Annotated in this window: 26 protein-coding genes, 8 tRNA genes and 1 pseudogene; 3 read left to right on the top strand and 32 right to left on the bottom strand. The window is 38.4% G+C overall.

Going from position 1 to position 22,445, the window contains the following annotated elements:
* Nucleotides 1-188: 188 nt before the first annotated feature.
* From EL079_RS00380 to EL079_RS00325, 12 genes are all read right to left on the bottom strand, one after another.
* Nucleotides 189-455, bottom strand: a complete 267-nt coding sequence (locus tag EL079_RS00380) for a helix-turn-helix domain-containing protein (RefSeq protein WP_003030391.1) — start codon at nucleotides 453-455, stop codon at nucleotides 189-191.
* Nucleotides 448-699: a thiopurine S-methyltransferase gene (locus EL079_RS00375; RefSeq protein ID WP_373852534.1), complete on the bottom strand. Its 252-nt coding sequence runs from the start codon at nucleotides 697-699 to the stop codon at nucleotides 448-450. The genes EL079_RS00380 and EL079_RS00375 overlap by 8 nt, the downstream gene beginning before the upstream one ends.
* A 28-nt stretch (nucleotides 700-727) precedes the next feature.
* Entirely contained in the window at nucleotides 728-1,804 is a 1,077-nt protein-coding gene (locus tag EL079_RS00370; RefSeq protein ID WP_003030403.1) for a replication initiator protein A, read from the bottom strand.
* A complete protein-coding gene (locus tag EL079_RS00365; protein WP_003030351.1) occupies nucleotides 1,805-1,990 on the bottom strand; it encodes a hypothetical protein in 186 nt (61 codons plus the stop codon). It abuts the gene before it with no gap.
* A gap of 38 nt (nucleotides 1,991-2,028) precedes the next feature.
* On the bottom strand, nucleotides 2,029-2,706 hold the full coding sequence (locus tag EL079_RS00360) for a DUF2786 domain-containing protein (protein WP_003030358.1): 678 nt from the start codon (nucleotides 2,704-2,706) through the stop codon (nucleotides 2,029-2,031).
* A gap of 1 nt (nucleotide 2,707) precedes the next feature.
* Nucleotides 2,708-2,959, bottom strand: a complete 252-nt coding sequence (locus EL079_RS00355; protein ID WP_018543574.1) for a hypothetical protein — start codon at nucleotides 2,957-2,959, stop codon at nucleotides 2,708-2,710.
* A 444-nt stretch (nucleotides 2,960-3,403) separates the two neighbouring features.
* Nucleotides 3,404-3,586, bottom strand: coding sequence for a hypothetical protein (locus EL079_RS00350; protein ID WP_003030386.1), 183 nt, complete (start codon nucleotides 3,584-3,586; stop codon nucleotides 3,404-3,406).
* 21 nt (nucleotides 3,587-3,607) lie between these two features.
* Nucleotides 3,608-3,979, bottom strand: coding sequence for a hypothetical protein (locus tag EL079_RS00345; protein ID WP_003030375.1), 372 nt, complete (start codon nucleotides 3,977-3,979; stop codon nucleotides 3,608-3,610).
* Between the two features lie 222 nt (nucleotides 3,980-4,201).
* Complete coding sequence (locus tag EL079_RS00340; protein ID WP_018543712.1) at nucleotides 4,202-4,891, bottom strand: response regulator transcription factor; 690 nt, start codon at nucleotides 4,889-4,891, stop codon at nucleotides 4,202-4,204.
* A gap of 8 nt (nucleotides 4,892-4,899) precedes the next feature.
* On the bottom strand, nucleotides 4,900-6,324 hold the full coding sequence (gene gndA / locus EL079_RS00335) for an NADP-dependent phosphogluconate dehydrogenase (RefSeq protein ID WP_003030963.1): 1,425 nt from the start codon (nucleotides 6,322-6,324) through the stop codon (nucleotides 4,900-4,902).
* Between the two features lie 298 nt (nucleotides 6,325-6,622).
* Nucleotides 6,623-7,246 (bottom strand): DNA alkylation repair protein, encoded by a 624-nt coding sequence (locus EL079_RS00330; RefSeq protein ID WP_003023578.1) that lies wholly within the window; start codon nucleotides 7,244-7,246, stop codon nucleotides 6,623-6,625.
* Nucleotides 7,247-7,296: 50 nt separating this feature from the next.
* The gene (locus EL079_RS00325) at nucleotides 7,297-7,833 is read right to left on the bottom strand and encodes a DUF177 domain-containing protein (RefSeq protein WP_018543713.1); all 537 of its coding nucleotides are present in this window, start codon (nucleotides 7,831-7,833) and stop codon (nucleotides 7,297-7,299) included.
* A 109-nt stretch (nucleotides 7,834-7,942) separates the two neighbouring features.
* Here EL079_RS00325 and EL079_RS00320 point away from each other — a divergent pair, with 109 nt between their 5' ends.
* Both EL079_RS00320 and EL079_RS00315 read left to right on the top strand, forming a co-directional pair.
* Nucleotides 7,943-8,800: an Rgg/GadR/MutR family transcriptional regulator gene (locus EL079_RS00320; protein ID WP_003032153.1), complete on the top strand. Its 858-nt coding sequence runs from the start codon at nucleotides 7,943-7,945 to the stop codon at nucleotides 8,798-8,800.
* Nucleotides 8,801-8,989: 189 nt separating this feature from the next.
* Nucleotides 8,990-10,219: an MFS transporter gene (locus EL079_RS00315; protein WP_003032166.1), complete on the top strand. Its 1,230-nt coding sequence runs from the start codon at nucleotides 8,990-8,992 to the stop codon at nucleotides 10,217-10,219.
* Nucleotides 10,220-10,316: 97 nt separating this feature from the next.
* Here the strand turns inward: EL079_RS00315 and htpX are convergent, their stop codons facing one another.
* Nucleotides 10,317-11,213, bottom strand: coding sequence for a zinc metalloprotease HtpX (gene htpX / locus EL079_RS00310; protein WP_003032148.1), 897 nt, complete (start codon nucleotides 11,211-11,213; stop codon nucleotides 10,317-10,319).
* Between the two features lies 1 nt (nucleotide 11,214).
* Nucleotides 11,215-11,775 (bottom strand): LemA family protein, encoded by a 561-nt coding sequence (locus tag EL079_RS00305; protein WP_003023563.1) that lies wholly within the window; start codon nucleotides 11,773-11,775, stop codon nucleotides 11,215-11,217.
* A gap of 147 nt (nucleotides 11,776-11,922) precedes the next feature.
* Here EL079_RS00305 and rsmG point away from each other — a divergent pair, with 147 nt between their 5' ends.
* Nucleotides 11,923-12,636 carry a 16S rRNA (guanine(527)-N(7))-methyltransferase RsmG gene (gene rsmG, locus EL079_RS00300; RefSeq protein ID WP_003032163.1) on the top strand — a complete coding sequence of 238 codons (714 nt, stop codon included), beginning with the start codon at nucleotides 11,923-11,925 and terminating at the stop codon, nucleotides 12,634-12,636.
* 38 nt (nucleotides 12,637-12,674) lie between these two features.
* On the opposite strand, the gene EL079_RS00295 is transcribed toward rsmG, so the two are convergent.
* From EL079_RS00295 to EL079_RS00210, 18 genes and pseudogenes are all read right to left on the bottom strand, one after another.
* Nucleotides 12,675-13,502, bottom strand: coding sequence for a glycosyltransferase family 8 protein (locus EL079_RS00295; RefSeq protein ID WP_003032161.1), 828 nt, complete (start codon nucleotides 13,500-13,502; stop codon nucleotides 12,675-12,677).
* A gap of 21 nt (nucleotides 13,503-13,523) precedes the next feature.
* Nucleotides 13,524-14,276 carry an SDR family oxidoreductase gene (locus tag EL079_RS00290; RefSeq protein WP_003032147.1) on the bottom strand — a complete coding sequence of 251 codons (753 nt, stop codon included), beginning with the start codon at nucleotides 14,274-14,276 and terminating at the stop codon, nucleotides 13,524-13,526.
* Between the two features lie 32 nt (nucleotides 14,277-14,308).
* On the bottom strand, nucleotides 14,309-15,145 hold the full coding sequence (locus EL079_RS00285) for an energy-coupling factor transporter transmembrane component T family protein (protein ID WP_003032157.1): 837 nt from the start codon (nucleotides 15,143-15,145) through the stop codon (nucleotides 14,309-14,311).
* Nucleotides 15,138-16,817 carry an ABC transporter ATP-binding protein gene (locus EL079_RS00280; RefSeq protein ID WP_003032151.1) on the bottom strand — a complete coding sequence of 560 codons (1,680 nt, stop codon included), beginning with the start codon at nucleotides 16,815-16,817 and terminating at the stop codon, nucleotides 15,138-15,140. Before EL079_RS00280 ends, EL079_RS00285 begins: the two co-directional genes overlap by 8 nt.
* Before the next feature lie 10 nt (nucleotides 16,818-16,827).
* Entirely contained in the window at nucleotides 16,828-17,589 is a 762-nt protein-coding gene (locus EL079_RS00275; RefSeq protein WP_003032156.1) for a nucleoside phosphorylase, read from the bottom strand.
* A gap of 746 nt (nucleotides 17,590-18,335) precedes the next feature.
* Entirely contained in the window at nucleotides 18,336-18,812 is a 477-nt protein-coding gene (locus tag EL079_RS00270; RefSeq protein ID WP_003032152.1) for a DUF6773 family protein, read from the bottom strand.
* A gap of 13 nt (nucleotides 18,813-18,825) precedes the next feature.
* A pseudogene (locus tag EL079_RS00265) lies at nucleotides 18,826-19,312 on the bottom strand (DUF6773 family protein).
* Nucleotides 19,313-19,314: 2 nt separating this feature from the next.
* On the bottom strand, nucleotides 19,315-19,512 hold the full coding sequence (locus EL079_RS00260; protein WP_003032159.1) for a helix-turn-helix transcriptional regulator: 198 nt from the start codon (nucleotides 19,510-19,512) through the stop codon (nucleotides 19,315-19,317).
* A 340-nt stretch (nucleotides 19,513-19,852) separates the two neighbouring features.
* Entirely contained in the window at nucleotides 19,853-20,398 is a 546-nt protein-coding gene (locus EL079_RS00255; protein ID WP_003032164.1) for an ECF-type riboflavin transporter substrate-binding protein, read from the bottom strand.
* Nucleotides 20,399-20,416: 18 nt separating this feature from the next.
* The gene (locus EL079_RS00250; protein ID WP_003032155.1) at nucleotides 20,417-21,265 is read right to left on the bottom strand and encodes an SAM hydrolase/SAM-dependent halogenase family protein; all 849 of its coding nucleotides are present in this window, start codon (nucleotides 21,263-21,265) and stop codon (nucleotides 20,417-20,419) included.
* Between the two features lie 443 nt (nucleotides 21,266-21,708).
* A tRNA-Pro gene (locus EL079_RS00245) sits at nucleotides 21,709-21,782 on the bottom strand.
* 41 nt (nucleotides 21,783-21,823) lie between these two features.
* A tRNA-Arg gene (locus EL079_RS00240) sits at nucleotides 21,824-21,897 on the bottom strand.
* Nucleotides 21,898-21,906: 9 nt separating this feature from the next.
* A tRNA-Leu gene (locus EL079_RS00235) sits at nucleotides 21,907-21,992 on the bottom strand.
* Between the two features lie 7 nt (nucleotides 21,993-21,999).
* Nucleotides 22,000-22,071, bottom strand: a tRNA-Gly gene (locus EL079_RS00230).
* Nucleotides 22,072-22,090: 19 nt separating this feature from the next.
* Nucleotides 22,091-22,163, bottom strand: a tRNA-Thr gene (locus tag EL079_RS00225).
* A 10-nt stretch (nucleotides 22,164-22,173) separates the two neighbouring features.
* A tRNA-Leu gene (locus tag EL079_RS00220) sits at nucleotides 22,174-22,255 on the bottom strand.
* A gap of 9 nt (nucleotides 22,256-22,264) precedes the next feature.
* A tRNA-Lys gene (locus EL079_RS00215) sits at nucleotides 22,265-22,337 on the bottom strand.
* A 27-nt stretch (nucleotides 22,338-22,364) separates the two neighbouring features.
* Nucleotides 22,365-22,437, bottom strand: a tRNA-Asp gene (locus EL079_RS00210).
* Nucleotides 22,438-22,445: the final 8 nt, after the last annotated feature.

Raw genomic sequence — 22,445 nt, 5'->3', positions numbered from 1 at the left:
TAGCTTTAACTAGCTATGCCTTTACGTGGCGGAACAGCGCTAGATATCTTTTTCTAGCTACACACCGCCCTTTTTCTTTTTTATGCTTAGTTCCGCTAATCAGGACAGTGGGGGTATTCAATTGTCAAAGAACTTCAAGTAGTTTTATGACTTGCTTAGGTCATTTATTTTTTGAAGAACTATTAGGTTCACTTCTCACTTTTAAGACGATAAGCTACATAGTGACCTAAATCTGAACTTGCTTTGCGATCTGAACTCACGCCTAATAAGTATCCAACCGACACTTGAAAAAATCTAGCTAGGTTTTCAGTATGTTCAGGACTGATCCGATTCGTTCCTCTTTCCCAATTTGAGATTGTCTTACGAATAACTCCAAGCTGATCTGCAAGCTCTTGCTGGGTTAGACCTGCTTGTTTTCGTAGTTCCTTCACTCGGTTTTGGATAGGCTTAGTCACATGGAATCACCCCTTTTACTTTGTAGGTCACCTTCTTCACCCATCTTGGGTTGATTGTAAAAGGTGGTCGTGCACTTGGAAAATTCATACTAGCTCCTGTACTGAAAGAGCTAGATACTAATCTCTGTAGTTCTTCTAGGTTATAGGTGAGTGAAATTGTTTCTGTTGTTTTATCAAAATACTCAATCTCCATCACTATCTCTTGTACTGGTTTCGGTTCTGTCGGACGTATTCTAGCAGCCATCGAGCCTCTGATAATGCCTTTTTGTCTGTTAAACGCCATACTTGTCTCCTCCCTTGCTCTTGCCATATTTCAACTCTGCCTGTTTATGCGCCAATATCTTCACTTCTAATCTTCGCTCTTCCTTGAGGTTTTCTAAACTGCGCATGAGATAGGCTAAAGGAGATCCGCAATCATAGGGAATACGATTAATAAGATTAAGAACTTCTTTACTGGTCACATAACCTTCCGAAAGGTATTGTCCTATCATCATCTTTTGCCTATGAGTTAAGCTGTAATTTTGGAACTCTCCAGTAAACAAATCTTGTTGGCAAAATTTGCCATTATACTCATCTGCAATTACTTGTAAGAGAGAATAATATTTTGGTGAAATATATTTCTCAACTTTTTCTAGATGATGTATATGATCAGCTTCAGGAGAGGGAGAAATTTCATCAGAAATTTTCTCACTCTTTCTAGAACTAATATTATTTATCTCAGTCTTACTTGTATTATTCTTACTTGGGTTAAAATTTTTACCCTCCGGAAGTAAAGATTTTGGACGTTCAATTTTTTTACCTCCGCTATTATCAAGGGTTTTCGCTTCTTCTGTTAACGACTCCTCTTTCTCATAAAGAAGTTTTCCAAAGTAGTCAAACCGTTTTAACAAGACATTATTTTCATCGTAATGCTCTACTATTTGGCAAGTTGCATCAACATTTTGTAAATACAATCGATTCGGTTTATTATTTCCTTGTCGAACTTCTCGCAACAAGCCCATTTCAGTTAATTCTTTCTTAATTTTGGTAACAGTTGGTTTTGATTTATCTAATACTTCCATCAAATCGCTGACTGTATAAATCATAAACACTGAGCCATTTTCATCTACATATTCACTGTTCCCACTTTCATGAGAATGAATACTTAACTGGCAACGGTTCAGCAATATGCCATAACTAAGTTTGGCATCTGAAGATAATTTAACGTATGGACTAACGTAACGAATCGTCATCAGTATCTTTCTTTCAGGATTCCACTTGCGTTCAATTCTTGTCATAAATAATTGTGGAATTTGATAAAAGGTCTGTGTGGTTAATTGATTGACTGTAATATCTCTATTTGGAATCATTTAAAACACCTCAGCATTGATACATAGCTTCATACCACCTTGATGAGAAAACTGGATTAAACTCGTTGCTTCCAATTCTTCAATCGCAGCAAGAGCTCGATCTCGTGACCAACCTGTTGTTCTCATCAAATCAATTACCATCATATTTTTTGTTAGTTTAACCATAGAAGATTGTTGTGTTCTCATAAAAACTCCTTTATTGGATTCTTTTTTCTTTTGTTTTCTTAACTGCTTTTTAACAATTTATTAGGCATTAATCGAGATTTTTTAGCATGTTCAAGACCAGTTACATACGCCTCAAAATCAATATTCTCAATCTGTGCTTTAGTTTCGCGATTTTTCAATTCTCCCATACGTAGTCTTTGTTCTTCCAGCACTTCTGCTGGTACCTGCACCATCAAAGCAAATTCTTCTGAGGATTGTGCCTGTTTTCTAAATCGCTCGTCTAGTCCTGCAAGAAATCCTATCAAGTATGACTTTTTATAATCTTTCCAACGTGCTTTAGGAATTGTAGGAAATAGCCATTTTAATCGATACTTCAGATATAAAATAGCTCCTTCATAGACCTTGGTACACAATTCAGCATCCGTATCATACCCAAAGAAAATGATTTGTGTAATTCCTTCATCAACAACCCTTCTTCTTATCGTTTTACATCTAAAATTTTCACCTAGAATAGCTGCTAATTTCTCTTGCCACCAAGGCATTCTATACTCCCAGGTTCCTACTGTTTCACCAATGTTATTTTTGTTTTTAGTAGTCGTTAGGTCGGTCATAGATAGATTGTGCTTGACCATAAGTTTTTGAGCCATTAGAAGAGCTGTTTGTCCTTCTTCGTCATTTGGTGCATCATAAGCTAATTCAAGAAGGTTCTGTATCTTAAAAATAACCTTGTTATTCATATCAATCCTCCAATCGATACTTTCGTGGTAAATGCCAAGCATAATGTTCTGGATCATCAACCATTGCATTGTAAAAAATCATATTCTCATCGATAATTTCTTGCCATTTAGGTATCTCTTCACGATAGATACGTTTTAGTCCATAGAATTTTTTTGCAATAAAACGAACAGCTCCAATATGATCCCCTAAGCCAACTACACACAAAACATCATGTTCCATATCATAAACCCAGTGACTTTTTGGATTTGTCAATATTCCCCATGCAAATTCTCTATTTCTCTCAAGAAAATCATAACCTGGCCTATAGTAAACTTTCGTCTGATAAGGTTCATCATTAAATCCATAAAAACAATGACTACACAGCGTTCTATACTACCCACCAGCAAGGACCATACTTTTCATCGATACAAGGGGTAATCCAATTACATCCGCATCGTCTACAAATTCCAGCTTCTATTTCTTCTTGAGTCATCCTCTATCTCCTTATTTCAACCAGCCTAAATAATTAAAAATCTCATACAGTGATACTAGAGCATTTATCAGAAAGAGAAACAAATGCAACAAATAAGGTTTTCTTTTCCGATAATTACTGATAAACATAGGGTAAAGTATTAAAGCAAAGATAATATTTACAGGAATCAAGACACTCATTCTTTCTACCTCTCCTTTCTAAATACTGATATAATCAATAAAAAGTTAAAAATACCAAATATCATATTCCCCCTCTTTATCAATAAATATCAATTCAATAATCTTGTTCTTATTAGCAGCGCAAAAAGCAGACATCAGTAATTCTCGCTTAGTGTATTTTACTTTCCATAATGGGATTCCAAATAGGCATAACCTTACTTCATAAAGTGATTCTTCTCGTTCGGTCATTTTTTATTTTCTCTCTTAACCCTACACATAACTCATCAATTCAGGATTAAACTCTAAGGTTAGCCACAAGGCTTCTTCTTGTGTCAGTTGATAAATATGACCCCACGTCCCATCTCGGGCTCGTTTATGATAAGGATAGGTGCCATGTTTATTCTTGGGATTCAGCTCATGAATAACATCATCTTTCTCAGTTCTCCAAAGCAAGCTAAAAGGCTTGTAGTAATAACCATTCCCTAGCCAAACTCTTCCTAGGTCATCGTATGGGGATGTTTTTACTTCTTCAGGAAGCTCCTCAGTATCTGTAACAGCTGCTTCTTTCTCTTCATCAAGATCAATTACTTCAAAGATTTCTAAGGTATCAAGATTCATGATGATTTCAATGTTATTTGACATCTGTTTGGTGTCCTTTCCATTATTTTAGGCAACGAAAAAAGAGAACGATTTTTTCGTTCTCTTAGGTTACAAGGTATTTAATTTTACGTTTCCCGAAACTCTAGACACTTACTATACAATATTTTAAAAATTTTTCCTATTTCTTGCTTGCAAATTGTAATAGACTAGGGAAATACGCCCATTAGAAAAGTGCAGAAAAACGATATTTCCTGCACCTCAGAGTTATTCTTGCATAGCATAACCAACACCACGCACGGTTTTTATATAACTTTTTTGCCCCGCTATATCAATTTTACTACGAAGATAGCGAATATAAACATCGACAACATTTGTTTCAACAGCTCCTTCGTATTTCCACACGCGTTCTAACAACTGTTCACGGCTTAAAGCCTGATGACTTCCCATCAATGTTGCTAATAAATCATACTCTCTTCGAGTCAAAGCAATCACTTCTTCACCTCGATAAACTGTATGATTTTGCACATCAATCCGAAGATTCCGATAAGATGTTGGAACTTTCATCTGACTACAATGCTGGTCAATAAAATCACGCCCACGAAAAATGGCAGAAATTTTTTCAACTAAGTCCGTCACAATGAATGGTTCTACCATGTAAGCAACAGCAAAGCGTTGGATTTCCTCAGTATATTGAAGAATATTATCACGATTATCCAATACAATGATGACCGAAGCAGGCTTTATCACACTTAATTGTGCGGCAAATTCTGTTCCTGTCATATCGTCAAGCATAAAATTCAACAGGAATAAATCGTATTGATTAGCTCTCGCAGACGCCAAAGCATCTTTTCCCGTTTCGAAAAGATCAACCCGATAACCTTCTTTTTGTAATTCTAAGCCAATAAATTGCGCTAATTTTTTTTCTTTCTCAACTAATAAAATCCGCTTCGCCATAGCCTATCCTATTTTTCATCATACCAAGAATAGTGGTAAATTCCTTCTTTGTCCTTGCGTTCATACGTATGCGCACCAAAGTAATCGCGTTGCGCTTGAATTAAATTGGCTGGCAAGTTTTCTGCACGATAGCTATCAAAGTAAGCAATCGCACTAGAGAACGTTGGTACCGGCACACCTGCTTGAACAGCCAACGCCACTACATCACGAACAGCTTGTTGGTATTTGGCAGTGACGTCCATAAAATATTCGTCAAGCAGTAAGTTTGCAAGATCTGGATTACGTCCGTATGCATCTGTAATTTTTTGCAAGAAACGAGCACGAATGATACAACCAGCACGCCAAATAGAAGCAATTTCACCAAACGGAAGATTCCAATCCTGCTCTTTAGATGCTACACGCAATTGTGAGAAACCTTGTGCATAAGACATAATTTTTGAGAAGTAGAGGGCTTGACGAATTTTTTCAATCAATTCAGCCTTGTCTCCTTCAAATTTAAATGCAGCTGGTTTTGGAAGAACCTTGCTTGCAGCCACACGTTCATCTTTATAAGCAGAAATATAGCGTGCAAAGACAGACTCTGTAATGAGCGGAAGCGGTACACCAAAGTCAAGAGCTGATTGACTCGTCCATTTACCAGTTCCTTTATTTCCAGCCGCATCCAAAATGTAATCAACGATTGGTCCATCTTGACCTTCATCATCTTTACGAGTCAAAATATCAGCAGTGATTTCAATCAGATAGCTATCTAACTCACCTTTATTCCATTCTGTAAAGATGTCAGCCATTTCTGCTGCTGAAAATCCAAGCAAGTGTTGCATTAAATCATAGCTTTCCGCAATCAATTGCATATCACCATATTCAATCCCATTGTGAACCATTTTTACATAATGACCTGCACCGTTTGGACCGATGTAAGTCACACATGGTGCACCATCTTCTGGTGCTTTGGCTGAAATTTCTTCCAACACATCTGCTACTAATTCATAGGCTTCTTTTTGCCCACCAGGCATAATAGACGGTCCTTCAAGCGCACCTTTTTCACCACCAGATACACCTGTTCCGATGAAATTGATTCCTGAATTTGCCAATTCTTCTGAACGACGAATGGTATCTTTATAGAAAGTATTTCCACCGTCAATCAAGATATCTCCCTTATCAAGGAAAGGTAAAAGTGCCTGAATCGTTGCATCAGTTCCTGGCCCAGCTTTGACCATGAGCATGATACGACGTGGTTTTTCAATAGAATTTACAAAACTTTCCACATCATAACTTGGAACAAAGTTTTTTTCAGGGTGAGATGCAATCACATCTTCTGTTTTATTCGCTGAACGGTTGTAAATTGCTACTGTATAGCCACGAGATTCAATATTAAGGGCAAGGTTACGACCCATGACGGCCATACCAACAACACCAAAATTCGCTTTTGTCATTTTGTACTCCTCTTTTTAGTTTGTTTTATTTTATCATTTTTATGCGTGAAAATAAAGGATTTGTTGTTTTACATGAAACTATTAGCTAGCATAAATAGAAAAACATATAAGTAAAATAATTCTTAGAACCTGTCCCCGCAAAGATAGTTTTGTCAGACGAAGATTCACTCCTCAGTTAATCTAGACAAAAATTTGCAAGAATACTGAATATATGTCAAAAAACTTTAATAACGGACGAGTGACGGAGAATAGTCTTTTATATATGAAAAAGTTGTCTATAGAATACAAGCCCTTATATTTATATATGTGTGCCAATGAATTTACTAGCTAATTGATAAACCTGTCGCTCTGCTTTATTGGTTCCCCACGTCTTGAGTTCCGATTTTACAAGTTCTGGAAATTTTTTACTAATATCTTTTAAAGCATTCCCTACGGACTTTCTTACGTATTCACTAGAGTCTAATCTTAAGTTCGACAATCTTTTTATCGCTTCCTGAGGATTCTCATTAAAATAAGGTCTGCTAGTCCATATTCGTAAACCTTCTGTTACTGCTCTTCTTGTATTTGGCTGTTCTGCATATAGCCACTCATCAATTATATCTAGAGATTGCTCATATCCAACTCTTTTGCAATACTCATCAAAGGATTTTGCTAGAATTTCCTGAACTCTCCAATTCTTATCTTTCGACACTTCTTCTTTCATAAAATGCAAAACTGCCTTATCATCAGACAAATATCCGAATAAAAAGACAGCATACATCCGAACTTGATATACCTCTGATTGATAAGCTAATTTAGCTAATGCATGCACTTCTTTTTCTTCATAACTTTCAAAATCTAACTGCGCTCTTTTCTCAAATTCTTTAAAACCATTTTTTATTTCAGAAAAATCATGCTCTAATCTTTTTATGTATTTTTGCATATTCTGCTCCTTTTTCCAATAAAAAATATGGCAAACAAAAATTAGATTTTTCACTCCTCATCAAATAGACCTTGCAGGCTAGCAAAAGGACTGTTTTTCTCTTTTTGCTCTTGTTTACTTTGCTGATACTCTTCTTCGGTCATGACCTGCCAATCATTTCCTGAAGGCATGCTATCACTCGCTTTCTCCTCGGACGTCAACACTTTAAGTGGAATATGCAATAAAATATTATCTGCCACACTTTCAGCTAAATCAATTTCTTCATTTTCAATCGGCAACACCAAGTCATCCGCTATCAAATCCTGATCTACTTTTCCACTATGCGCATCGACAAAAACTTCATTCACCAAGTAGCTCTCTTTTTGCTCTACCGGCTCCATACTACGACTTGACGCCAGTGTAATGGTATAAGACAAATCATAATCTAAAAAGTAAAGACCGTCCTCATATTGCACTCTTCCACTTGCAAAAACGTCTTGGACATTTAAAATTTCAGGATTACGCATTTGTAATTCTTGTGTCAAATCAAATCCTTGCTCAAAAGCAAGACCATCTGGATTTTTACGAATTTCTTGAATATGTAACATCATTTCCTCATTTGTATTTAAATTTCTAGATTTATTATACCATTTTTGAGATGAGAAATAGGAGAAAAACCATTATTTTGTTATAATAACAATCAAAAGGAGGATTGTGATGGATAATTTAGGTCGTATATTTAAATCTTTCCGAGAAGCTAGACATATTTCCTTGACAGAAGCAACCGGAGAAGAATTTTCAAAGTCTATGCTGTCACGTTTTGAAAATGGTCAGAGTGAACTTTCTGCTCAAAAATTATTTACAGCTCTTGAAAATATCCACACAGATGTGAAAGAATTTACTCTAGCAGCTCATGAACATAAAAAAAATTCCGAACAACAACTAATTGATACCCTTCAAGAACAGTCTGATAATCCAGATTTTATCGAAGCTTTTTACTTAGAAAAACAAGCTCTATATCAAAAATCCAGAAAAAAAGAAGATAGGATTGAAGCTATTATTGTCAAAGGTTTTCTTTGCGCTCTAAAAGATGGAATTACAGCTTCCACAGAGGAAAGTAACTTTCTTCATAATTATCTCTTTTCTGTGGATATTTGGGGGTTGTACGAACTTAAACTTTTCGCCTTTTGTACGACTATTCTCTCCTCAAAACTTTATACACAATATACAAAAGAAATGGTCAACAGAAAAGATTTTTTAGGCTTATTTGAGAGCAATCGTTATACTATTCATACCATTTTTATAAATGGCTTCTTTCTAGCTATTGAATCAAGACACTTTGCAGAAGCTACTTTCTTCGAAAACTGGATTAAAGCTCATTTTTATAAGGAAAATGAAGCCTATCTACGAATCGTTTTTAAATTTGCTCAAGGAGAGCTCCTATTCCTTCAAGGAAATAAAGAAAACGGATTGAAACAAATGAAGCAAGCTGTCCATATCTTACAACTATTAGATTGCCAGACTAGTGCCGAATACTATCAAAATGGAATCGAAAAGCTTCTCAAAGAAAATTAACTTTTGTTGAATATGTGCAACGTTTTGCTGACGTTGCATTTTTTCATTTATACTAAAATATATAAAGTTTGCTTGCAAGTTACTTTTCCATATCGTTCACTTACTTAGGATTTATTCCCACTTGCGAAAAGGCTATTGAATTTACTTTTTTGCTTGTTATAATCATTGCAACACACATAGGAGGTTATCATGAAACTTATTTTGAGAAATAAAGTATTTGCTTTTATTAGTCTGTCACGCATATTCAATATTTTGGGCTCTTCCATTTATAATATTGTTTTTGTAGTCTTTGCATCCAGTTTACCAAATCCTAAATTTGCTGTTGGAATTGCTAATTTTATCGTTCTCGTTCCAGTATTTTTCACTATCTTTGTGGGAATGAAAGCTGATCAAACAGCCCATAAAGCTCGTTGGCTCATTCACATGGGCTATCTCCAAGCCATGTTATTTGTCTTTGTGGCATTTCTAACTCGCTCAACTTCTTATCTAGCTTTTTCTGTCGTTTGTTTGCTAAATATCGTATCAGATATGATGAGTGATTATCGTAGTGGTCTGCAAATGCCTATTTTGAAAAAGAATCTAGCAGAGGAAGAGATGATGCCAGCTTTCTCCTTTATGCAACTAATTGCTTATCTCTGCAATCTTGCCGGACAAGCATTAGGAGTTTGGCTTCTTGCTGTCAGCAACCAACAATTTGCGTTGGTCGCCTTCATCAATGCCTTAGCTTTCCTACTTTCTTCCACTACTCTTTATTTTGTTCGTCATAAACTCACCCATGACCCAGTCAAAGAAAATGAAAATCCTCTTCCTCTCAAACAACAATTCCTAGAAATGTATCACAGCTCCAAACTAATTTTTGAACAAAACGGAGACAGCCATTTTTTGACTTTACTCTTTCAGATACTAATACTCAATGCACTCGGCGGCTCTATTATGGCCATTTACAATCTTTATTTATTGGATCATCCTTTATTTGGACTCCCTTTCAGCCAATCTCTTCTCATTTTTGAAACAACGATTATTTTAGGAGTTATCTCTGCCAGCCTGACTCCCAATGATTATTTTAGCAAACTTTCCGTCAATAAAATTGCTTTTTGGGCTACTTTATCCATTGCTTTAATTGGCTTCATAAATCTTCTCCAGCTACCTGTTTTCCTTACTATTTTTGCTATTTTCTTTATCATGTATCTTTCCGGAAAAGTCAATCCCAAAATCAACAGCATGCTCCTCAGCAAACTTCCATCAGATATCTTAGCACAGACTTCTAACTTTCTGAGTTTGCTATTTAGTTTTTCTGTCCCATTTGGGACCATGATCTTTACCAGTCTCGCTATTTGGAATATGAAAGTCGCTTGGATTGTGTTTACAATCTGTGGCGTGCTGTCTCTCTTACTCTCATTCCAAAAACAAAATAGATAAAGCTATCATAACTAAAATTTATATGGTGAAATACAAAAAAAGATTGGGACAGACAGTCATGATTGCGGCACAATCATAATAGTCTATCTCAACCTTTTTACATTTTTCTTAAGTGCTCCACTCGCTCTGAAATCGGCGGATGAGTGTAAAATAGCTTTTGAAGTCCACCTTCTTTTTTCGGATCATTGATATAGAGAGCTGCACTAGCGTCGTCTACTTTATGGTGCATCGGCTCGCTATTTTCTAATTTCAAGAGAGCATTAATCATCCCCTGTGGATTGCGTGTTAATTCCACACTGGAAGCGTCTGCCAAAAATTCACGTTGACGAGAAATCGCCAACTGAACCAAAGTAGCTGCTAAAGGAGCCAAGATAATCGCAACGAGCGACAAAATCAGTATCAGAATTCCCAAACCATTATCATTATCTCGGCTATCACGTCTGCGACTACCACCGCCAAACCACATCATTCGTCCAGCTAGGCTAGATAGCATGGTCACTGCACTAGCAAGTGCTACCGCAATTGTTGAAATCCGAATATCATAATTACGGATATGGCTCACTTCATGTCCAATAACCGCTTCCAGCTCTTCACGATTCATTAGATTTAGCAATCCTGTCGTTGCAGCAACTGCTGCATTTTCAGGCTTTGAACCAGTCGCAAAAGCATTGGGCGATGAATCCTCTACAATATACACCCGTGGCATCGGAACTTGTGCTACCATTGCCATATCCTCTACCACATGATAAAGGTCAGGAGCTTCAGCCTCAGTGACTTGTCGAGCACCGTTCATAGACATGACAACCTCAGTAGACTGGAAAATCATGCTAAAAGCATAAATTCCACCAATGATAAAGGCAATTATCACACCACCGAGAGTTGAATCTAGCCATAAATAGCCGACTGCTGCTCCAATAATCGCTAACAGAGCAAAAAAAGCAATCAAGAGAACCCACGTTCGTCTTTTATTACTAGCAATTTGATCAAAGAGCATATTAGTCACCTAGACCGCTAAAATCAACTTTTGGTACAGATTTTTCTTCTTCTGGGACAGCTAAGAAATCTGCCGGCTTAAAGCTGAACATTCCAGCAATAATATTACTTGGAAATGTTTCCAGCTTCACATTGTAATTGCTTGTTACACTATTATAAAGTTGACGAGAATACGAAATTTTATTTTCAGTGTTAGTCAGTTCTTCTTGCAATTTTACAAAGTTCGTACTTGCTTTCAATTCTGGGTAATTTTCTGCAACTGCAAAAATGCCAGAAATTTGACGCGTCAAGGCATCACTTGCTTTCATAGCTTCTGCTGGCGTTGTAGCAGCTGCCACTTGACGACGAAGCTCTGTTACCTTTTCAAGCGTTGATGCTTCATATTTAGCATACCCTTTGACCGTTTCAATCAAATTTGGCAACAAATCATTTCGACGTTTTAACTGAACATCAATCTGACTCCACGCTTCCTTGGTTTGCATACGACTTTTGACAAGACCATTGTAACTGGCAATCACAAACAATACAAGTACCACAACAATAGCTAAAATAATTATCCACATAGGCATTCTCCTTTAAATTTATTATAGACATTATACCAGAAAAATGAAAAGAATAAAAATTTAGACTTCTTCAAAAGAGAAATTTTAAAGATTCTCTTCTGATTATCTGGTATAATAGAAATAAGAAATACAAATAAGGACAAATGGATGACACCCGAAGAATTTTATGAACTCTTAAAACAGCAGCAGATTGAACTCACAGACCGACAAAAGCAGCAATTTGAACACTATTTTGAACTTCTCGTTGAATGGAATGAAAAAATCAATCTGACAGCTATTACTGACAAAAAGGAAGTCTATCTCAAGCATTTCTATGATTCAAGCGCTCCCATTTTACAAGGACTGATTGAAAATAAAAACATCAAACTATTGGATATTGGAGCAGGGGCAGGTTTTCCGAGTCTCCCTATGAAAATCCTTTATCCAGCACTAGATGTGATGATTATTGATTCTCTAAACAAGCGTATTCTGTTTTTAAATCACTTGGCTGACGAGTTAGGTTTGGAAAACGTTCATTTTTATCATGGTCGGGCAGAAGATTTTGCTCAAGATAAAGACTTCCGCGCCCAGTTTGATATTGTAACTGCACGCGCTGTTGCTCGTATGCAGATCTTAGCCGAGCTGACCATTCCCTTTCTTAAAGTTGGCGGGCGTCTTTTAGCGCTCAAAGCTAGCAATGCTCCTGAGGAATTAACAGAAGCAAAAACCGCGCTTAGCATTCTTTTCAGCAAAGTCGAAAAAAACATTCATTACCAACTCCCCAATGGCGACCCGCGGTATATCACGGTTGTTGGCAAGAAAAAAGAAACTCCCAATAAATACCCACGCAAAGCAGGAATTCCTAATAAACGGCCGTTATAAAAAGAAAATCCAACCATTTTAATTGGTTGGTTTCGTTTTTATCTGCCAACTTTTCGGCTGCGATGTTGGTAATGCTTGTAAAGCGCGGCATAGCGTCCGTGGTATTCTTTCAGCCAAGGCTTATCTCGACCGCAAAAGTGAAGAAAAACGGTGTTCTCAATCACCCAATCCAAGTCCCACTCTCCTTTACTCCGAGCATAATATAGCACATTGTAGCGTGCATCATAGTTATACAATTCATCTGGAATCTGAATTGTCAAATGCCCATACAAAGCATTCAGCACATCTTGATCCGGTAAAAAGAGTTTAAAACTATTTTGAGCAATGTATTCTAAAATCTTTTCTCGTTTTACTTCTTTTCGAATGGCGGTCAAATTCATAAGTAAAACGCCGGAATTGTAATAACTTTCCGCTTCAAAATTCTGCAAGCGCAACTTATTGACTAAATCTGTCATATTGGCATCTGATCCATGACTAGCCGCAGCGTATAAGGCATTCCCCATCTCTAGTTTGTAAAGAGGACAAATATCATTCAGACATAAAATATCTGCGTCTAGGTAAAGAATTCTGTCTAAGTTTTTAGGAAGGTATTCATGTGCCAGCAAGCGATAGTAGATTGTTTCTGGATACCGATCAGTGCTGGGGGCGTCCTCAAATGCTTTTTCCCCAATCACGACTGGTTCATAGATGATCCCTAGTGCCTCACAAAATTCCTCAATCTCCACATTCCTTTTTAACAATTTTTTTTGCAAAACAAACAAATGCAGCAAAGCTGACGGTGAATTTAGGTAAACGGAATACAAGGTTGTTTTAAATTGCTCGACATAGCGATCATCGATTGAAAACAAAAGGTTTATTTCTGTCATATTCTCCCCATTCTATCTCATCTATTCTTCTCGAAAAACAGGCTGCGCTCCAAACGTTTGTGAAACAGGCATGATTTCAATCCGGTTAATATTAACATGAGGAGGCTGTCCAACAATCCAAGCAACAGTATTGGCAATATCAACTGGCTGAATAGCATGAGCTCCCTCATACAATTTTCCAGCTCGTTGATCGTCCCCTTTAAATCGAACAGTTGAAAATTCTGTTCCCTCACAAAGACCGGGTTCAATGTTAGTAACACGAATATGATGCCCTGCCAAATCAGCACGTAAATTCAAAGAAAATTGCTTCACGAATGCTTTACTAGCTCCATAGACGTTGGCACCTGGATAAGGAACCGTTCCAGCAGTCGAACCTAGATTGATAATCAATCCGCTATCTCGCTCTACCATTTGCGGTAGGATCTGACGTGTTAGATAAACCAAACCAATAATATTGGTCTGAATCATCGTCAACCAGTCTTGCATATCTGCCTCATAAGCCTTGTCTAAGCCCAATGCCAAACCTGCATTATTGACCAAAATATCAATCGTTCGCCAAGTCTCTGGCAAATGTTCTAAGGCCTGATCCACACTTTTTGTATCCGACACATCCATTTGAAGCGGATAAAAATTTTCAAAACCCAACTCCTCTTGAAGTTGTGTCAGCTTTTCCAATCTTCTCGCTGCTCCAATCACTCGGTGACCTTCTGCCACCAATCGACGACAAATGGCTTCACCAAAACCAGCTGAAGCTCCTGTTACCAATGCAACCATTTCCTTCCTCCTATATACATTTCAATTTTCGTTTATAGCCAAGGATTGTAAAAGCGATCGTGATTAACAAAAAAGAGTAAAAAACTGAGTAGTAAAAATAAAATAGCCAGCAAAATCACTTCAATATCCAATCTCTGAAAAGCCTGATAAGTGTACCAAGTCCGCTTCTTATTTTTACCAAAACGGCGCAATTCCATGGCTGTCGCAATCGTATCAATCCGCTCCAGCGAGCTAAAAATCAATGGAATAATGATTTGCAAGTTCCCTTTGATACGCTGGCTTAATTTTGCTTTTTTGGACAATTCCAAGCCACGCGCTTCTTGCGACATTCTGATTAGGTAAAATTCCTCCTGCAGGTCAGGAATATAGCGCAGCGTCAAACTGACAGAATAGGCAATTTTATAAGGAATTCCGATTTGATTCAAACTGGATGCAAACTGACTGGGATGAGTGGTCATCAGAAAAATAACCGCCAAAGGAATGGTGCAGAGATATTTTAAGAACAAATTAAACAAATAAAAGATTTCCTGCGCAGTCACGGTATAACTGCCTAATCCGCTGAACCAGACCGTCTGTTGACCATAAATCTCCACTCCGTACTGAGGAGCAAACAGATAGACCATGATAAGATTCAAAGCGGCAAAAACACCTGCAAAAGCTAAAACAAACGATACATCTTTGAAATGAATGTTCGAAACTCTAAAAAGCAAGAGCGATCCAACCGCAATGACCATCAACAAGCGAGTATCGTAACTAATCATCGCTGCAGTTGATACCAAAATGAAAAACAGTAACTTACTCGCTCCGGATAGGCGATGCAAAAAGGTCGTTCCCGCATGGTAACCAATAAGTTTTTGCTGATTAAGCATGGCTTTCCTCCCTTTCTTGCATATAAAATTCTGTTAAAGCAAGTGGATCAACGTTTAATTTCTCAGCCAAGGAAAAGATAGACGTTTCCTTAAGATTCGCCACATAAATCAAAGTCTTATCTGTCAAAACTTCGGCCGGTGTTTTGTCTGCCAAGATCTTTCCGTCTAACATCACAACCGCGCGGTCAGAATAATCCAGCATCAGCTGCATATCGTGCGTAATCATGATAATCGTATGCCCTTTTTGGTTCAATTCATTTAAGAAATTCATGATTTCTGTGTAATTGCGCTGATCTTGGCCAGCCGTTGGCTCATCTAAAAGGATAATCTCTGGATTTAACACTAAAATCGAAGCAATGGTCACACGCTTTTTTTGCCCAAAGGACAAAGCAGAAATAGGCCAATGTCGAAATTCATATAGACCACAAGTTTTTAGTACAGTTAAGACTCGCTTTTTTATTTCTTCTTCTGCAACGCCACGCAGCTTCAAGCCCAAAGCAACCTCATCAAAAATCATGGTCGTAGAAATCATCTGATTTGGGTTTTGCAAAACGTAACCAATCCGTTCTGCCCGCTCTTTAATGGAGTCGCCTTTGATGTCTCTTCCCTGCCAAGTATAGCTTCCTTCTGTTGCGATAAACTGGCAGAGCGCTTTGGCTAACGTGGATTTTCCAGCACCGTTTTTCCCGACAATGGCAATTTTTTCGCCTTTAGAGATTGTAAAATCAATATCTTGTAAAACCTTTTTCTCACCGTAGGCAAACTGGACATTTTTCAACTCCAGCAAATCATCCTGTGCCTGTGATTTTTGAATAGAAACTTTTTCACCCAAAAACTGAACAGCGGAGACATCTATCTGAGCTAAATTTGCCAACTGTGCAGAATTTTCCAGCTGAAAACCAAGCTGACGCAAGGTGGTCAGATAAAGCGGCTCTCGAATTCCATTCTCGGCTAATAACTGCGTATGCAGCAGATTATCAGGACTGCCGTTAAAGAGAATTTGTCCGTCATTGATGAGGATAATCCGATCAATAGACCGATACAGCACATCTTCCAGACGGTGCTCGATAACAATCGTTGTCGTTCCTGCTTCCGTATGGATCTGATCGATCAGCTCAATCGTATCCTGTCCCGACTTCGGATCTAAGTTTGCCAAAGGTTCATCAAAGAGCAAAATCGGACTTTCGTCAATCAGCACCCCAGCCAAACTGACCCGCTGCTTCTGCCCACCAGATAAGTCTTGGGGACGCTGGTGTAACAGCGATAACAAATCCAATTTTTCCGCCCATAAATGAACCTTTTCTCTCATCATCGGCAAATCCACCATGTCATTTTCCAAAGCAAAAGCCAAATCTTCTGCAACACTCAGCCCAATAAACTGACCATCTGTGTCTTGCAAGACGGTACTGACAAGATTGGACAAGTCATAAATGCTGCTGCCAAACGCAGACTTACCTTGAATCCACAGATTCCCAGTCATTTCTCCATGATAAATAGTTGGAATAATGCCATTTAAGCATTGTCCAAGAGTGGACTTTCCCGAACCAGAAGGGCCGACTATCAAGACCTTTTCGCCCTCATAAATCGTCAAATCAACATTTTTCAAGGTTGGTTCTGTCTGCGCTTGATACTGAAAACTAAAGTTTTCAAATTGAATAATTGGTTTTTTCATAGCATGTTCTCTATAAAGCAAGGGCGAGCTGAATCGCCAAGTTAGCCACTTTATCTTTTTCGTCTAAGTCTGCATGATTGGCTAAATTGCGCATATCCCAGGCTTCTTCTGATAAGTGGTCCGCCGCATAAAAGAAATGGCAAACGGAAATCTCACGAAAAGCTGCCAAAGCTGCAACTGCTGAACATTCCATATCTACACAAATAGCACCCATTTCTTTTCGCTTACGGAGTTTCGCAGCTGTTTCCCGATAAATACCGTCTGTCGTCCAAACTTTTCCAACTGTATGAGAAATTCCTTTATCAGCTAAAATTGACTGTAAAAAATCCCGCAAACCGACATTTACTTCTATCTCATCAGAAGCCGGCAGGTAATGATAACTGGTCCCTTCATCACGAATCGCAGTATGGGGCACGATAATAGACGTTTCCCTAATCGTTTCATCTAAAACACCACATGTTCCAAAAAGAACCAGCTTCTTCATTCCAAAGGCAATCAGATCTTCCAAAATGGCGATACAGGCAGCTGCCCCCACTGGTGAATTGAACACGGCGATTGCCTTACCTTTTATAACAATCTTGTAAATGGGAATTTCAATATTTGCCATGGAAGTGGAGGTCAATAGCTCATGCTGAAAATCAGCCAGCATGCGCTTAAAGGTCTCACGGGCAAAGCAAGACACCACTGTTTCTGGAAAATTCGGTAGCGCCTCCACCAAATCTTCTGGATTGATAATCGCCTGACGATTTTCATCAAATTCCTCTAAAATCATCCACTTCTCCTCTTGTACTTACTCATTCTATTGTAGCACAAAAGAAAATAAGATGAAAATCAATTTTGAAGTCCGCGAACACTGTCGCAAAATTAAACCTTGAACGTGAAAAAATCTGACCAAACAAGAAGCGTTCAGCTTCTTGCCGACCCTACACGGTTACTGAGAAAGTGCGGCAATGGTTAAAATAGTCGACCCGGTCGACGAAACAAACTTAAACCAGTTGAGACTATCGACCCGGTCGACGGAGCAAACCCAAGCTCGTTTCTTCTGTCCGACCCTCGGACGATATGAACCAATACCAGTTTGCTCCGTCTGAACCTCGGATGACATGAACCAAAACTAGTTTACCCCGTCTGACCCTCGGACGATATGAACCAAAATCAGTTTGCTCCGTCTGAACCTCGGATGACATGAACCAAAACTAGTTTACCCCGTCTGACCCTCGGACGATATGAACCAAAATCAGTTTGCTCCGTCTGAACCTCGGATGACATGAACCAAAATCAATTTGCTCCGTCTGAACCTCGGATGACATGAAGCAATACCAGTTTACTCCGTCTGAACCTCTGACAGCTTACCCAGACAATATTTTCCGTATTAGGTGCTTTCTTAAGCCTAAAAAGCAAATGAAAAGCTCAATCATAGGGCATTTTGCGATTATAAAGCAAGGCAGGGACAATATGCTCCCTGCCTCTGTATCCTAATAATGAACTGTTTCTCTCCTAAAGGAGTTCCGTCCTCTTTTATTCAGAATCTTCCATTTCCATATCAATCTTGTCTCGACGATGTTGATTGTATTTATTTAAAAGCCAATTGAATACACCCAGCACTAACAGATAGGTTATAAAACTTCCAAATAAAAATAGGATAAAATCACTCGTCGAACGATTTTTATAATGCAATTCACCAAAATGGTAATGATAATACCCACTGAGAATTGTCAGCAAGAATGATTGGAATAATGTCGTCAAAATTCCCAAGCTCTTTTCAACAATTCTTTCTCTCCACAATACAAAGTAACAAATACTCACAGCAATCAAAACCGCTGCTAATTCATCAACATAACCTTCTATTGGAGAATCTAGAAAGAAAAACTTGATACTGATTGCAATTATCAAAAATACAAGTAAAAATCGAAACGCATAGGCTTCAGCCTTGTATGTCCCTTGCCGAATACGCTCGTCCTTTTCGCCACCAAAATAATCCTTTATTTTGCTCATGATACATCTCCTTTCAGGATTCATCTTCTAAATCCGCTAAATATTTCTCAAATCGCACCTTTTGCCATTTTCCAACAATTTCTAGTATCAGATTGAACACTATCATGATTGGAAGGTAAATCAGAAACGTAATCGGAATCACAACTAAAAACTTGGCCATGCAATGGATTATTCTGATAAATAGCATGATTGACTTGAAAATTCTGCACCAAAATCACAACCGTTACCAAAGCCGTCATTGCCATAACACCCCAAATAGTGAAGGTAAAACTATTGAAATAATTGGCTCCTAGCCGCCGGCAGCGCTCCAAAAAGTACAAAAATGCAATGAGACTTGAGAACAGGAATAGTTGCGTATAGACCTTCCCCGAATGGATAAAAATACTTCCAATATAAAAGATAAGATTACTAGTCATCAGAAAACTAAAAGCTTCCATTCCTGCTTTATTGGTCAGTTGCTCTTCTCGCTCATCTAAAATCTGACGTTTAATGAAGTTCATGATTACTCCTCCCAAAATAATTGATCTAATGTTTTATCCAATCGTTTACAAATTGCAATACAGAGACCGAGACTAGGATTGTATTTCCCCGCTTCAATCAAACCAATCGTTTGTCGCGTGACACCAATCGCATCTGCCAAATCTCCCTGGGTCAAATCATGCTCGACCCGAGCTATTTTTAGTTTAAGATTTTTTGCCATTCTCTTTATCCTCTGAGTCAGAACCATTTTTCTTTGTAACGTGCAGAGTGAAATCATGGGTTAAGCAACTAAAACTGAGACCCCTGAAAATAAAAATCTCTTGCTTTTTGAATGATTTTCATGAGCCACTCTCTTTCTTCACTACTATTATACACTATATTATATAAAATGCAATATATAAATTACATTTTGTGTGATATTTTATTGAAATTAAAAATAAAAAAGCTGGAACAAACATCTCCAGCTTCAAAGCATACTGTGAATAAACCAACAACGCAGTGGTGAGAATAGGAAGAAACATTTTCAAACCTTCGCTCCGTCTCACTCCCGCTTCCTGTCACTAATCTTTTTTCAAACTTCCTGATTTGGTTTGCGTGCGGGCATAAGCCAGCAAAAGCACTGTCCCTGCAATAGCAACGGTCAAACCGTTAGAAATCGTTGCAACAACACCTTGGACAAACACCTTGTTTACAGGCTCATTGTAAATCAAAATATCACCTAGCGGCGCGATGACAATCCATACCACAGCATTGGCCAACAGTTGAATCACATTGAACGATACAATATCTTTTGCTTCAAAAATTCCTTGCGTAACACGGATTCTTTTCTGAAACAGCCCAATAATCAAACCAAACAAACCGCTGGCAATGACCCATGACCACCAAGGATTCCCGTATTGCAAAGAGTCTTTTAAGGCATGACCGATGAAGCCCGTTAAAAATCCAACAACCGGACCAAAAATCACACTAAACAAGGCCTGCAAAGCATACTGCAATTGAATGCTGGTATTTGGCACAGGAGTTGGAATACTAATCATTCCAATAACGACGAAGAGAGCTGCTCCAATCCCCGTTGCGACAACACTTCTTATTGAATTATTTTTCATAATAATCTCCTTTATTATTTATTTTTCAATCCGCTTGATTTCAATACTCCATTGCGCTCCGACTCCTACATTATAGGCCTTCGCAAAAGACCCCTGATTGATCGCCAGACCAACACGATAAAGAGAATTGATATACAAAATCGGCTGACCAATCCGTACATCCGCAAAAGATTTCCCATAAGTCACCTGGTTCTGATAGACCAGCATATCGTTATTATAAATCGTGACCTCAAACCGATTACCAAATTCAGGACTAAGAGTATAAAATTCCTCACGTGTAATAGACGTCCATAGCGAACCAAAACGAACATCTAAAATATCAATAGCCCCACTAACAAAATCATTCCCAATTGTCGTTTCCACAACAGGAATTTCTACAATTTCATCTATACTTAATTTTGGGCCCACTTCTTCAAAAGTAATGTGTCCGCTTGCTAACTTCGCACCAGTATAAGCATAAACATCACGACCATGAAACGTATAAGAATGCTCCGTATTTTTTCGGCGATTTTCCACCTCCGAAATCTCACGAATCGCTAGAATTCCCACATGTTTCTTGATAAAAGAAAGTGTCCCGTTATTTGGCGTGACAATATACTGATTTTGTACAGTTTTGGCAACCACGCTTTTCCGCTTCGAACCAACGCCTGGATCCACAACGGAGACAAACGTTGTCCCTTCCGGCCAATAATTCACCGTTTGAAACAAACGATAGCTTCCCTCAAAAATATTATAAGGCGTAATATCATGAGTCAAATGATGTATTTTTAACGTTGGGGATTCCTCTAAGGCCACACCGACCATTGCCGATACAGCCCCATCTACCAAACCAAAATCTGACTGTAATACCAGTAAGTTATTCTGCATTTTCTCTCCTTTATTACACTTATATCATAACATAAATTAAATTTCTTATCCATATCTATTTTTTATCACGTTGATAAATACTCTCTATAGCTATTTGCCAATATCCCCCAATAACTAAATACCGAATGGCTACTTTAACAAAAAATGTCATTCTAATTCAAAGTTGGAACAAATATTTAACATCAGAAGATAATATTCTTATCAAAACGTAATAACTTCTAATTTAAGATTCATAAAATTTCATTGACTCCAGTCATTGATAACAAATAACTTAGTAGCATTTGAATACAAAAAAATGCCTCTCCTTTTTTTCGATGTTCGCTGATAGTCTTTCCACTACAATTGATATTGAATTTATATTGAACAGAAAAAAAGAGAGAATGAACATATTCTCTCTGGATGTTAAAAACTAACACCTATTTCATCTAATATCAAATAAAATATCGGGAAGACAGGATTCGAACCTGCGACACCTTGGTCCCAAACCAAGTACTCTACCAAGCTGAGCTACTTCCCGTATGGATAGAAAAAATGAAGTCCTAGGAGACTTCTTTTCTATGCACCCTAGAGGAGTCGAACCTCTAACCGCCTGATTCGTAGTCAGGTACTCTATCCAGTTGAGCTAAGGGTGCTCTTTCCTATGCCGAGGACCGGAATCGAACCGGTACGATTGTTTCCAATCGCAGGATTTTAAGTCCTGTGCGTCTGCCAGTTCCGCCACCCCGGCTTCCTCAAGCGAACGACGGGGTTCGAACCCGCGACCCCCACCTTGGCAAGGTGATGTTCTACCACTGAACTACGTTCGCATTCGCTTCTTTCCTTTAATGCCGGCTACATGACTTGAACACGCGACCCTCTGATTACAAATCAGATGCTCTACCAACTGAGCTAAGCCGGCTTATCTCCTATGCGGGTGAAGGGACTTGAACCCCCACGCCGTTAAGCGCCAGATCCTAAATCTGGTGCGTCTGCCAATTCCGCCACACCCGCCTGTGACTATGACCCGTACTGGGCTCGAACCAGTGACCCTTTGATTAAAAGTCAAATGCTCTACCAACTGAGCTAACGAGTCTCTCTAATGTATCTCTATACACTAAAACGGTCCCGACGGGAATCGAACCCGCGATCTTCGCCGTGACAGGGCGACGTGATAACCGCTACACTACGGGACCTATTCTTT

The sequence above is a fragment of the Streptococcus anginosus genome, assembly GCF_900636475.1.
GTDB classification, from domain to species: domain Bacteria; phylum Bacillota; class Bacilli; order Lactobacillales; family Streptococcaceae; genus Streptococcus; species Streptococcus anginosus.
Note: the sequence above shows the minus strand (reverse complement) of the source record. Positions and strands in the feature narration are given on the sequence as shown.